At 64.0% G+C, this 11094-nt stretch carries 11 protein-coding genes; 1 reads left to right on the forward strand and 10 read right to left on the reverse strand.

All coding sequences use genetic code 11. The annotated features are described in order from the left end of the window. Nucleotides 1-135: 135 nt before the first annotated feature. The 9 genes from sthA to ACIGKL_RS03130 all read right to left on the reverse strand — a co-directional run bounded on the left by sthA (nucleotide 136) and on the right by ACIGKL_RS03130 (nucleotide 8731). Nucleotides 136-1530 (reverse strand): Si-specific NAD(P)(+) transhydrogenase, encoded by a 1395-nt coding sequence (gene sthA / locus ACIGKL_RS03090; protein WP_397485246.1) that lies wholly within the window; start codon nucleotides 1528-1530, stop codon nucleotides 136-138. A 97-nt stretch (nucleotides 1531-1627) separates the two neighbouring features. Continuing rightward, a complete protein-coding gene (gene nqrM / locus ACIGKL_RS03095; protein WP_397485247.1) occupies nucleotides 1628-1855 on the reverse strand; it encodes a (Na+)-NQR maturation NqrM in 228 nt (75 codons plus the stop codon). Further along, complete coding sequence (locus ACIGKL_RS03100) at nucleotides 1852-2877, reverse strand: FAD:protein FMN transferase (protein ID WP_397485248.1); 1026 nt, start codon at nucleotides 2875-2877, stop codon at nucleotides 1852-1854. The genes nqrM and ACIGKL_RS03100 overlap by 4 nt, the downstream gene beginning before the upstream one ends. Before the next feature lie 2 nt (nucleotides 2878-2879). Continuing rightward, nucleotides 2880-4103: an NADH:ubiquinone reductase (Na(+)-transporting) subunit F gene (nqrF, locus tag ACIGKL_RS03105; protein WP_397485249.1), complete on the reverse strand. Its 1224-nt coding sequence runs from the start codon at nucleotides 4101-4103 to the stop codon at nucleotides 2880-2882. A 15-nt stretch (nucleotides 4104-4118) separates the two neighbouring features. Next, on the reverse strand, nucleotides 4119-4727 hold the full coding sequence (gene nqrE / locus ACIGKL_RS03110; RefSeq protein ID WP_021445499.1) for an NADH:ubiquinone reductase (Na(+)-transporting) subunit E: 609 nt from the start codon (nucleotides 4725-4727) through the stop codon (nucleotides 4119-4121). After that, nucleotides 4727-5401: an NADH:ubiquinone reductase (Na(+)-transporting) subunit D gene (locus tag ACIGKL_RS03115; protein ID WP_397486239.1), complete on the reverse strand. Its 675-nt coding sequence runs from the start codon at nucleotides 5399-5401 to the stop codon at nucleotides 4727-4729. The genes nqrE and ACIGKL_RS03115 overlap by 1 nt, the downstream gene beginning before the upstream one ends. Continuing rightward, nucleotides 5398-6186, reverse strand: a complete 789-nt coding sequence (locus tag ACIGKL_RS03120; RefSeq protein ID WP_397485250.1) for a Na(+)-translocating NADH-quinone reductase subunit C — start codon at nucleotides 6184-6186, stop codon at nucleotides 5398-5400. The genes ACIGKL_RS03115 and ACIGKL_RS03120 overlap by 4 nt, the downstream gene beginning before the upstream one ends. Then, nucleotides 6179-7390, reverse strand: coding sequence for an NADH:ubiquinone reductase (Na(+)-transporting) subunit B (locus tag ACIGKL_RS03125; protein WP_397485251.1), 1212 nt, complete (start codon nucleotides 7388-7390; stop codon nucleotides 6179-6181). The genes ACIGKL_RS03120 and ACIGKL_RS03125 overlap by 8 nt, the downstream gene beginning before the upstream one ends. Before the next feature lie 3 nt (nucleotides 7391-7393). Continuing rightward, on the reverse strand, nucleotides 7394-8731 hold the full coding sequence (locus ACIGKL_RS03130; RefSeq protein ID WP_397485252.1) for a Na(+)-translocating NADH-quinone reductase subunit A: 1338 nt from the start codon (nucleotides 8729-8731) through the stop codon (nucleotides 7394-7396). A gap of 277 nt (nucleotides 8732-9008) precedes the next feature. Between ACIGKL_RS03130 and ACIGKL_RS03135 the strand changes: the two genes are divergently transcribed. Beyond that, the gene (locus ACIGKL_RS03135; protein ID WP_397485253.1) at nucleotides 9009-9560 is read left to right on the forward strand and encodes a chalcone isomerase family protein; all 552 of its coding nucleotides are present in this window, start codon (nucleotides 9009-9011) and stop codon (nucleotides 9558-9560) included. A gap of 41 nt (nucleotides 9561-9601) precedes the next feature. Here the strand turns inward: ACIGKL_RS03135 and ACIGKL_RS03140 are convergent, their stop codons facing one another. Then, nucleotides 9602-11068 carry a glyceraldehyde-3-phosphate dehydrogenase gene (locus ACIGKL_RS03140; protein ID WP_397485254.1) on the reverse strand — a complete coding sequence of 489 codons (1467 nt, stop codon included), beginning with the start codon at nucleotides 11066-11068 and terminating at the stop codon, nucleotides 9602-9604. Nucleotides 11069-11094: the final 26 nt, after the last annotated feature.

Here is an 11094-nt window from a genome sequence, read left to right on the forward strand (position 1 = left end):
AACCGGCCCCAAGAGCCGGTTTTGTCGTTTGCAGCCGCCTGGTGCGCTAGAAGCTCTCCCGATTCGGCCAGCGCCACTCGGAAGCATCCTCCCAGCCCGTCTCCCCGACCGGCTCAGGCCACCGGCCGGAGCCGCTCAAAAAAGCCGGTTGAGGCCGTCGAACGCCGCCACCCGATAGGCCTCGGCCATGGTCGGGTAGTTGAAGGTGGTGTTGACGAAGTACTTGATGCTGTTCGCCTCGCCCTTCTGGTTCATGATCGCCTGGCCGATATGCACGATCTCCGAGGCCTGGTAGCCGAAGCAGTGCACGCCCAGCACTTCCAGCGTCTCGCGGTGGAACAGGATCTTCAGCATGCCCACCGGCTCCACCGCGATCTGCGCCCGCGCCATGCCCTTGAAGAAGGCCTTGCCCACTTCGTAGGGCACCTTGGCCTGGGTCAGTTCGCGCTCGTTCTTGCCGATCGAGCTGATCTCCGGAATGGTGTAGATGCCGGTCGGCACGTCGTCGACGAAACGCCAGCTGCCGTTGTCGACGATGCTGCCGGCCGCCGAACGGCCCTGGTCGGAGGCGGCGCTGGCCAGGCTCGGCCAGCCGATCACGTCGCCGGCGGCGTAGATGTTGCTGACCTCGGTGCGGTAGTGCTCGTCGACCTGGATCTGCCCGCGGCTATTGACCTTGATGCCGATGTTCTCCAGACCCAGCTGGTCGGTGTTGCCGGTACGACCGTTACACCAGAGCAGCGCGTCGGCCTTGATCTTCTTGCCGGACTTGAGGTGCAGGATCACCCCGTTCTCCACCCCTTCGATGCGCTCGTACTCTTCGTTGTGACGAATCAGCACGTTGTTGTTGCGCAGGTGATAGGAGAGTGCGTCGGAGATCTCGTCGTCGAGGAAGCTGAGCAGCTGCTCGCGGTTGTCGATCAGGTCCACCAGCACGCCCAGCCCGCTGAAGATCGACGCGTATTCGCAGCCGATCACCCCGGCGCCGTAGATGATCAGCCGGCGCGGCGTGTGGGTCAGGCTGAGGATGGTGTCGCTGTCGTAGATGCGCGGATGACGGAAGTCGACGTCGGCCGGGCGGTAGGGGCGCGAGCCGGTGGCCACGACGATCTGCTTGGCCACCAGCTTTTCCACCACGCCATTGAGGCAGACCACTTCGACCGTCTGTTCGTCGGCGAAGCTGGCGGTGCCGAAGTAGGTGTCGATGCGGTTGCGCGCGTAGTAGCCGGTGCGCGAGGTGACCTGCTTGGCGATCACCTTCTCCGCGCTCTTGAGCACGTCGGGGAAGGAGAACCAGCGCGGCTCGCCGATCTGGCGGAACATCGGGTTGGTGTTGAACTGCATGATCTGCCGCACCGAGTGGCGCAGCGCCTTGGACGGGATGGTGCCGAGGTGGGTGCAGTTGCCGCCGACCAGCGGACGGTTGTCCACCACGGCCACCTTGCGCCCGGCCTTGGCCGCGTTCATCGCCGCGCCCTCGCCCGCCGGGCCGGAGCCCAGCACCACCACGTCGTAGTTGTAGACCGCCATGTTTACTCCTTCGCATCAGACCGGGGCGCTTGTGGCGCAGCCGCGGCAGGGCCGGTGCCGCACGGGCGGCACCGGCAATCAATCAAACGGACCGCACTCAGCGCTTGCTCGCGTCGTAGGCCAGGTCGCTATCGGCGGCGTCCTTGTCGCGGTTGACCTCTTCGCACTTCTCGCGGCTACCGCCGCAGATCGAGCATTCCTTCTCGATGCCCAGGTTGGCGATGCCGCCGCAGGAGCCGGCGATCGGCTTACGCCCCATGATCACGCCTACGGCCATCATGCCGACGACCAGCAGCATGGCCAGGAACACTACCAAGAAAGTCATTGTTGCTCTCCCGCAGCGAATAGCTGCTCGAATGCGGCGCTGCTGCGTGTGACGAAGCCTTCGCCCTCACGCGTCACGAAAAACGCCGCGATGCCGTTGCGCTCGGCGAAGGCCAGACCGGCCTCGGGACCGAGCACCATCAATAGGGTAGACAAGCCATCGGCGCGCAAGGTCGATGGATCGGCCACGGTGACCGCCGCCAGCCGGTGGTTGACCGGCATGCCGGTCAGCGGATCGAGCGTATGCGAGTAGCGCTGGCCGTTCTCTTCGAAGTAGTTGCGGTAGTCACCCGAGGTGGAGATACCGTAACCGTCGAGCTGCAGAACGCGCTGGGCCACCCGCTGGTCGTCGCGCGGCGCCTCCAGGCCGACGCGCCAGTGGCTGCCGTCGGGCTTGAGGCCGGCCGCCTTGAGCTCGCCGGTGGCTTCCACCAGGTAGCTGGTGACGCCCAGCTCGGCCAGGCGGGCGACGATCAGATCGACCGCATAGCCGGCGGCGATGCTGTTGAAGTCGACCTGGACGTCGACCGCCTTGCACAGCCGCTCGCCGTCGATACGCAGGTGCCTTTGACCGACCCGCTGGCGCACTTCGGCCAGCTGCGCGGCGCTCGGCACCGCCTCGCCCTGCCCCTTGGGGCCGAAGCCCCAGAGATCGAGCAGCGGCTCCAGCGTCAGGTCGAACGAGCCCTGGCTCTCCTCATGCAGACGGTTGCCGGCGCGCACCAGCTCCAGCACCCCCGGCGGCATGGCCTGGCAGGTGCCGGCCGGCGCGCGGTTGAACTGCTCGATCAGCGAGTCGGCGCGGTAGGTGGACAGTTGCTGGTCGATTTCGGCGAGGATCGCCTCGGTCGCCGCCTTGAGCTCCCCCTGCGCCGCCACGCCTTCGCCGCGCACGTACTTGACCGAATAGGTGCTGCCCATGGTCGGGCCGCCGAACTCTTCGATCCGCTCAGAATGCAAGCAGCCCGTTAGGGCTGCCGCCAGGGCGACAGCGATAACGGGCTGGAGTACCGCAGACCTCATGCTTAGCCGCCGAAGTCGTCGAGGAGGATGTTCTCCGGCTCGACGCCCAGGTCGGTCAGCATCTTGATCACCGCGGCGTTCATCATGGGTGGGCCGCACATGTAGAACTCGCAATCCTCCGGAGCCGGGTGGTCCTTCAGGTAGTTCTCGTACAGCACGTTGTGGATGAAGCCTTTCAAGCCGGTCCAGTTGTCTTCGGGCAGCGGATCGGACAGCGCCAGGTGCCACTGGAAGTTCGGGTTCTCGGCCTGCAGCTGGTCGTACTCTTCGTTGTAGAACGACTCGCGCATGGAGCGCGCGCCGTACCAGAAGCTGATCTTGCGCTTGGATTTGAGGCGCTTGAGCTGGTCGAAGATGTGCGAGCGCATCGGCGCCATGCCGGCGCCGCCACCGATAAAGACCATCTCGGCGTCGGTGTCCTTGGCGAAGAACTCGCCGAAGGGCCCGTACACGGTGATCTTGTCGCCCGGCTTGAGGCTGAACACGTAGGAGGACATCTTGCCCGGCGGCAGGTCGTCCTTGCCCGGGGGCGGCGAGGCGATACGGATGTTGAACTTCACCAGGCCGCGCTCTTCCGGGTAGTTGGCCATGGAGTAGGCGCGAATCACGGTCTCGTCGACCTTGGACACGTACTTCCACTGGTTGAACTTGTCCCAGTCGCCGCGGTACTCCTCCTGGATGTCGAAGTCCTTGTAGTGGACGGTGTGCGGCGGGCACTCCAGCTGCACGTAACCGCCGGCGCGGAAGTCGACGTTCTCGCCTTCCGGCAGCTTGAGCGTCAGCTCCTTGATGAAGGTGGCCACGTTCGGGTTGGACTCGACGGTGCACTCCCACTTCTTCACGCCGAAGACTTCTTCCGGTACCTCGATCTTCATGTCCTGCTTGACCGGGGTCTGGCAGGACAGGCGCCAGCCCTCACGGGCCTCGCGCTTGGTGAAGTGCGATTCTTCGGTGGAGAGCATCTCGCCGCCGCCGCTTTCGACGACGCACTTGCACTGCGCGCAGGTGCCGCCGCCGCCGCAGGCGGAGGAAAGGAAGATGTTGTTGTCGGCCAGGGTCTGCAGCAGCTTGCCGCCTGCCGGTACCACGATGGTTTTTTCGCCGTTGATCTCGATGCTCACGTCACCGCTGGAGACCAGCTTGGCGCGTGCGGCGAGGATGATCAGCACCAGCGCCAGAACGATGGCGGTGAACATGCCGATGGCGAGGAAGATTTCGTAATTCATCTGTTCATCCTTTCCTTACAGCTGCACGCCGGAGAAGGACATGAAGCCCAGCGACATCAGACCGATGGTGATGAAGGTGATGCCCAGACCCTGCAGGCCAGCCGGTACATCGCTGTACTTGAGCTTCTCGCGGATCCCCGCCAGCGCGGCGATGGCCAGCGCCCAGGACACGCCCGCACCGACACCGTAGACGGTGCTCTCGGCCAGGTTGTAGTCACGCTCGACCATGAACAGCGAGCCACCCATGATGGCGCAGTTCACGGTGATCAGCGGCAGGAACACACCGAGGGCGTTGTACAGCGAGGGCACGTACTTATCCAGGGTCATTTCCAGGATCTGCACGATGGCCGCGATCACGCCGATAAAGGTCAGCAGGCCGAGGAAGGACAGGTCCACCTCAGGCAGGCCGGCCCAGGCCAGGGCACCATCCTTGAGGATGTTGGTGTAGATCAGGTTGTTCACCGGCATGGTGATACCGAGCACCACGACCACGGCGATGCCGAGGCCGATGGCGGTTTCCACCTTCTTGGAGATGGCGATAAAGGTGCACATGCCGAGGAAGAACGCCAGCGCCATGTTCTCGACGAACACCGCACGGACGAACAGGCTGATGTAATGCTCCATTAGTAGGCCTCCTTGCTGGATACCTGAGGCGCCATCTTGTAGGCGTTCTTCTCGACCTGATCCTTCTTCCAGGAGCGGATGCCCCAGATGAACAGGCCGATCAGGAAGAAGGCCGAAGGCGGCAGCAACAGCATGCCGTTAGGCTGGTACCAGCCGCCGTCGTTGACCACCGAGAAGATCTCGTAGCCCATCAGCTTGCCCGCGCCGAACAGCTCGCGGATCACGCCCAGGGCGATCAGCATGGCGCTGTAGCCCAGACCGTTGCCGATCCCGTCGAAGAACGACAGCACCGGTGGGTTCTGCATGGCGAACGCCTCGGCACGGCCCATCACGATGCAGTTGGTGATGATCAGACCGACGAACACCGAGAGCTGCTTGGACAGGCTGAAGGCGTAGGCCTTGAGCACCTGATCCACCACGATCACCAAGGACGCGATGATCACCATCTGCACGATCATGCGGATCGAGCTGGGGATCTGGCTGCGGATCAGCGAGATGAACAGGTTGGAGAAACCGGTCACCAGGGTCAGCGCGGCGGACATCACCAGCGCGGTCTGCAGGTTCGAGGTCACCGCCAGGGCCGAGCAGATCCCGAGGATCTGCAGGCCGATGGGGTTGTTGTTGAAGATCGGATTGAGCAGGACTTCTTTAATAGTCGGCTGCGACATGATCAGGCCTCCCCTGCACGCAGGTTAGCGATAAACGGACCGAAGCCGTTCTGGCCGAGCCAGAACTTCAGCAGGTTGTCCACCCCGACGCTGGTCAGGGTGGCGCCGGCCAGGCCGTCGACCTGGTGCACGGCTTGCGGGCTTTGCGGGTCGACGCCGCCCTTGACGATCTGCACGGCCAGCTCGCCGTTGTCGTCGAACAGGGTCTTGCCCGGCCACTGGCCCTTCCACTTCGGGTTGTCCACTTCGCCGCCGAGACCGGGGGTCTCGCCGTGCTGGTAGAAGCCCATGCCGACCACGGTATTGAGGTCGCCCTTGACCGCGATAAAGCCGTGCAGGGTCGACCACAGGCCGTAGCCGCGCACCGGCAGGATCAGGGTTTCCACCTGACCGTCCTTCTCCACCATGTACACGGTGCTGAAGCGCTCCTGGCGCTTGATCCCGGCGATGTCGTCGCTGCCTTTCAGCACGCTGGACAGGCTCGGATCCTTGGACGCCTTGAGCGGATCGAACGTGATCGGATTATGCGCATCGGAGAACTTGCCGCTCTCCAGGTCCACCAGCTTGGCGGTGATGGTGCTGTTGAACAGCTCCTTGACCTTGGCCGCGGACATGCCCGCTTCGCCCAGACCGGCGATGGCCAGGATGCTGCGCTGCTTGTCGAGCAGACGGTTTTCCACCTGGGTCGGCTTCAGGGCAATGGCGGCGCCGGCGACGAACACCGAGCACACCAGGCACACCAGCAGGGCCACCGTCAGGGTGCGGACGGTGGATTCTTTTTGACTAGACATTGCGTGCCAGCCTCCGCTTGATATTGGCTTGAACGACGAAGTGGTCGATCAGCGGTGCAAACAGGTTGGCGAACAGGATCGCCAGCATCATGCCCTCGGGGAAGGCCGGGTTGACCACGCGGATCAACACCACCATCACGCCGATCAGGGCGCCGAAAATCCACTTGCCGGTGTTGGTCATGGACGCCGACACCGGGTCGGTGGCCATGAAGAACATGCCGAAGGCGAAGCCGCCCACCACCAGGTGCCAGTACCAGGGCATGGCGAACATCGGGTTGGTGCTCGAGCCGATGGCGTTGAGCAGCAGGGACAGGCCGATCATGCCCAGCATCACGCCGGCGACGATGCGCCAGGCGGCGATCTTGGTGATCAGCAGGACCAGGCCGCCAATGGCGATGGCCAGGGTGCTGGTCTCGCCGAGCGAGCCGTGAATGGTGCCGACGAAGGCGTCCATCCAGGTGATGCCGTGGTTGATCACGTTCTCCACGCCACCGGAAGCCGCCAGGCTCAGCGAGGTGGCGCCGGCGAAGCCGTCCACCGCGGTCCACACCGCATCGCCGGACATCTGCGCCGGGTAGGCGAAGAACAGGAAGGCACGGCCGGTCAGCGCCGGGTTGAGGAAGTTCTTGCCGGTACCGCCGAACACTTCCTTGCCGATCACCACACCGAAGCTGATGCCCAGGGCCACCTGCCACAGCGGAATGCTCGGCGGCAGGATCAGGGCGAACAGCACCGAGGTGACGAAGAAGCCTTCGTTGACCTCATGCTTGCGGATCGAGGCGAACAGCACTTCCCAGAAGCCGCCGACGATGAAGGTCACCGCATAGACCGGCAGAAACCAGGCAGCGCCCTGGATGAAGTTGTCCCACAGGCTGCCGGGGTCGAAACCGGCCAGCGAGCCGATCAGGGCGAAGCGCCAGCCTTCCTGGCTCGCCAGCAACTCGGGGCTCTGGGCGAAGATCAGGTTGGCCTGGTAACCGGTGTTCCACATGCCGAAGAACATGGCCGGGAAGGTGCACAGCCACACGGTGATCATCATGCGCTTGAGGTCGATGCCGTCACGCACGTGGGCGGTGGTCTTGGTCACGCTGCCGGGGCGGTAGAAGAAGGTGTCGATGGCTTCGTAGAGGGCGTACCACTTCTCGTACTTGCCGCCCTTCTCGAAGTTGTGCTCGATCTTGTCGAGGAATGCACGAATGCCCATGGCTTAACCCTCCTTCTCGATGCGGCTGAGGTTATCCCGCAGGATCGGGCCGTATTCGTACTTGCCGGCACAGACGTAAGTGCACAGCGCCAGGTCTTCTTCGTCGAGTTCCAGGCAACCCAGCTTCTGGGCCATCTCGGTGTCGCCGACGATCAGGTAGCGCAGCAGTTGGGTCGGCAGGATGTCCAGTGGCATCACCGCTTCGTAGTTGCCAACCGGCACCATGGCGCGCGGGCTGCCGTTGGTGGTGGTGGTGAAGTTGAACAGCTTGGAGCCGGCCAGCTTGGAGACGAAGATATTCATCACCGAGTGCTTGTTCACCCCGGCACGCAGGTAATGCATCATCTCGCGATCGTTGCCCTCGCCCAGGCAGGACACCTGGTTGTGGTAACGACCGAGGAAGGCGAAGGCGCCCTGGGCGGTACGCCCGCCGAACACCGAGCCGGAAATCACCCGATTGAAGCCGGGCTTGAGTTCACCGGCGGTCAGTTCTTCCAGGTTGGCGCCCAGGCGGGTACGCAGCAGACGCGGCTGCTCGGCGACCGGGCCGCCGAGGGCGACCACGCGCTCGACGAACAGCTGACCGCTGGTGAACAGCTTGCCCACGGCGATCACGTCCTGATAGCCGATCTGCCACACGCTCTTGCTGGCGCCGACCGGATCGAGGAAATGGATATGAGTGCCCGGCAGGCCGGCCGGATGCGGGCCGGCGAAGGCCTCGCTCTGCACCTTGGCCAGCTTCTCGCCAGGTAGGTTGGCGCCATCGGCCTTGCACAGGAAGACCTTGGCCATATTGCCGAGAACCTTCAGGCCATTTTCGAAATCGGCGGCATGTTCGGCGATCACCACGGCCGGATCGGCGGCCAGCGGATGGGTGTCGACGGCGGTGACGAAGATCGAACTGGGCACGGCGTCGATGGCCGGCACCTTGCTGAACGGCCGCGTACGCAGCGCGGTCCACAGACCGGACTGCTGCAGGTTCTCGCGTACCTGGGCGTCGCTCAGCGCATCGAGTTGAGCGGCCGGGTACTGGGCGAAGCTTTCCTGCTCGTCGCCGTCGATATCGATCACCAGCGACTGCAGCACGCGCTTCTCGCCGCGATGAATGGCGCTGACCACGCCGGCAGCCGGCGCGGTGTAACGCACGCCCGGGGTCTTCTTGTCGGTGAAGAGCAACTGACCGAGTTTGACCCGGTCACCGACCTGCACTTCCATCGTCGGCTTCATCCCGTGATAGTCGAAGCCGATGACGGCGACACTGCGTACGGGCCTGGCGGCCTCTATACGCTGTGCCGGCGCACCCGTTATGGGCAAATCGAGCCCATGCTTTAGTTTGATCATAGGTTTGCCTAACCACTGATTTAGAAAGCTTTTTATAGGACAGGGGCAGCAGCCGAAGGTCTAATAGACCCAACCACGCCGATGCATTATTGGCGTGGATGATGATGCCGAACCTGGGTAAAAAATCCGCTTGATTATAAAGACGCCCCCCGGGACTGGCCACCCAAGCGCTTGCTTTTTTTGACTTTTCGGTAACAGCGCGCAACAGATCGCGACTTGACCCGGATCAGCCTTAGGCGCGATTAAATAGAGCCTTTTCAGCCTGGGGATCGCCGCCATGCCGCGCGCTCTGCTCGCCCTCCTCCTGAGCCTCGCCAGCCCGCTGCTGCTGGCCAACAGCGACCTGCGCCTGCGCGAAGCGGCCTTCGCCCCGCAGGTGGCGCAGCTCGAACGCAAGAACCAGGCGGTGCTCACCTACCTGTGGGCCGACGTCTACGCCGCCGCGCTCTACACCCCCAACGGCATCAGCCCGCGCGAGGCGCTGAACGGCCCGCACGCCAAACGCCTGGAGCTCTACTACTTTCGCAACATCGCGCGCAGCGATGTGATCAAGGCCGCCTGGCTGACCCTCGAACGCCAGCTCGACGCCCAACGCCTGACTGCCCTGCGCGACGAACTGGACGCCCTGCACGCGACCTTCGAGGACATTCGCCCCGGCGACCGCTACGCCCTCGACTACGACCGCGAGCGCGGCCTGCGCCTGCTGCGCAATGGCGAAACCGCCTTTCGCAGCGCCAACCCCGAGCTAGCCGACGCCTACCTGGGCATCTGGCTGGCGCCCGACGGCCTGTCCGACAAACTGCGCGACCAGCTGTTGGCCGGCCAATAAAAAACGGGAGCCGAAGCTCCCGTTTTCCGTTAACCCGGCGCTTAGCGCGGGAAGGCCGGCGGATTGACCCCAGCCATGTCTTCCATCACGCGCACCACCTGGCAGCTGTAGCCGAACTCGTTGTCGTACCAGACATAGAGCACGACGCGGTTGTCGTTGCAGATAGTGGCTTCGGCATCGACCACACCGGCATGGCGCGAGCCGACGAAGTCGGTGGACACCACTTCCTGCGAGCTGACGAAGTCGATCTGCTTCTGCAGGTCCGAGTGCATGGCCATCTGGCGCAGGTACTCGTTGATTTCCTCGCGCGTGGTGGCCTTCTCCAGGTTCAGGTTGAGGATGGCCATCGACACGTTCGGCGTCGGCACGCGAATGGCGTTACCGGTCAGCTTGCCCTTGAGCACCGGCAGCGCCTTGGCGGCGGCGGTGGCGGCACCGGTCTCGGTGATCACCATGTTCAGCGCGGCGCTACGGCCACGGCGGCTGCCCTTGTGGAAGTTGTCGATCAGGTTCTGGTCGTTGGTGTACGAGTGAACCGTTTCGACGTGGCCGTTGACGATGCCGAACTTGTCGTTGACCGCCTTGAGCACCGGCACGATGGCGTTGGTGGTGCAGGAGGCCGCGGAGATGATCTTGTCGTCCGGGCTGATCTCGGCATGATTGATGCCGTGCACGATGTTCTTCAGCGCGCCCTTGCCCGGCGCGGTCAGCACCACGCGGTCAACGCCCGGGCACTTGAGGTGCTGGCCGAGGCCGTCGGCGTCGCGCCATACGCCGGTGTTGTCGACCAGCAGGGCGTTGTTGATGCCGTACTGGGTGTAATCCACCTCGGCCGGCGACTTGGCGTAAATCACCTGGATCAGGTTGCCGTTGGCGGTGAGGGTGTTGTGCTCCTCGTCGATGGTGATGGTGCCATCGAACTTGCCGTGTACCGAGTCGCGGCGCAGCAGGCTGGCGCGCTTGACCAGGTCGTTGTCGGCGCCCTTGCGCACGACGATGGCGCGCAGGCGCAGGCCGTCGCCGCCACCGGTCTTCTCGATCAGGATACGTGCCAGCAGGCGGCCGATGCGGCCGAAGCCGTACAGCACCACGTCGGTGCCTTCGCGACCGGCGCCGTTCTGCTTGCCGACCACGTCGGCCAGCTCGTCCTTGACGAACTGCTCGACGCCGCGCCCGGCGCCCTCGGCCTTGTACTTGGCGACCAGCTTGCCCAGGTCCACCGAGGCGGCGCCCAGCTTGAGCTCGCTCATGGCCTTGAGCATGGGGAAGGTGTCGTGCACCGACAGCTCGGCTTCGTCGGCCAGGCGGTGGCGGGCGAAACGGTGGGCCTTGAGGATATCGATCACCGAGCGGTTGATCAGACCGCGGCCATAGATCGAGGTCACCACATTGTTGTTGCGGTAGAGCTGACCAATCAGCGGAATCATCGCTTCCGCGAGGGCTTCACGATCGATCCATTCACCGAGACACTGGTCGGGCTTCTGAGTCACGGGCAGTACCTTCCACATGTAGGGGCTGAAAAAAGGGGCTACAT

Origin of the sequence: Pseudomonas sp. NPDC077186, assembly GCF_044543505.1 — a bacterium.
In the GTDB taxonomy this organism is placed as follows: Bacteria; Pseudomonadota; Gammaproteobacteria; order Pseudomonadales; family Pseudomonadaceae; genus Aquipseudomonas.

What these genes read in the sequence shown, in the direction of transcription:
- ACIGKL_RS03125 (WP_397485251.1), bottom strand. Translation starts at nt 7,390, where the DNA reads ATGGGCATTCGTGCATTCCTCGACAAGATCGAGCACAACTTCGAGAAG.
- nqrM (WP_397485247.1), bottom strand. Translation starts at nt 1,855, where the DNA reads ATGACTTTCTTGGTAGTGTTCCTGGCCATGCTGCTGGTCGTCGGCATG.
- sthA (WP_397485246.1), bottom strand. Translation starts at nt 1,530, where the DNA reads ATGGCGGTCTACAACTACGACGTGGTGGTGCTGGGCTCCGGCCCGGCG.
- nqrF (WP_397485249.1), bottom strand. Translation starts at nt 4,103, where the DNA reads ATGAATTACGAAATCTTCCTCGCCATCGGCATGTTCACCGCCATCGTT.
- ACIGKL_RS03140 (WP_397485254.1), bottom strand. Translation starts at nt 11,068, where the DNA reads ATGTGGAAGGTACTGCCCGTGACTCAGAAGCCCGACCAGTGTCTCGGT.
- nqrE (WP_021445499.1), bottom strand. Translation starts at nt 4,727, where the DNA reads ATGGAGCATTACATCAGCCTGTTCGTCCGTGCGGTGTTCGTCGAGAAC.
- ACIGKL_RS03100 (WP_397485248.1), bottom strand. Translation starts at nt 2,877, where the DNA reads ATGAGGTCTGCGGTACTCCAGCCCGTTATCGCTGTCGCCCTGGCGGCA.
- ACIGKL_RS03120 (WP_397485250.1), bottom strand. Translation starts at nt 6,186, where the DNA reads ATGTCTAGTCAAAAAGAATCCACCGTCCGCACCCTGACGGTGGCCCTG.
- ACIGKL_RS03130 (WP_397485252.1), bottom strand. Translation starts at nt 8,731, where the DNA reads ATGATCAAACTAAAGCATGGGCTCGATTTGCCCATAACGGGTGCGCCG.
- ACIGKL_RS03135 (WP_397485253.1), top strand. Translation starts at nt 9,009, where the DNA reads ATGCCGCGCGCTCTGCTCGCCCTCCTCCTGAGCCTCGCCAGCCCGCTG.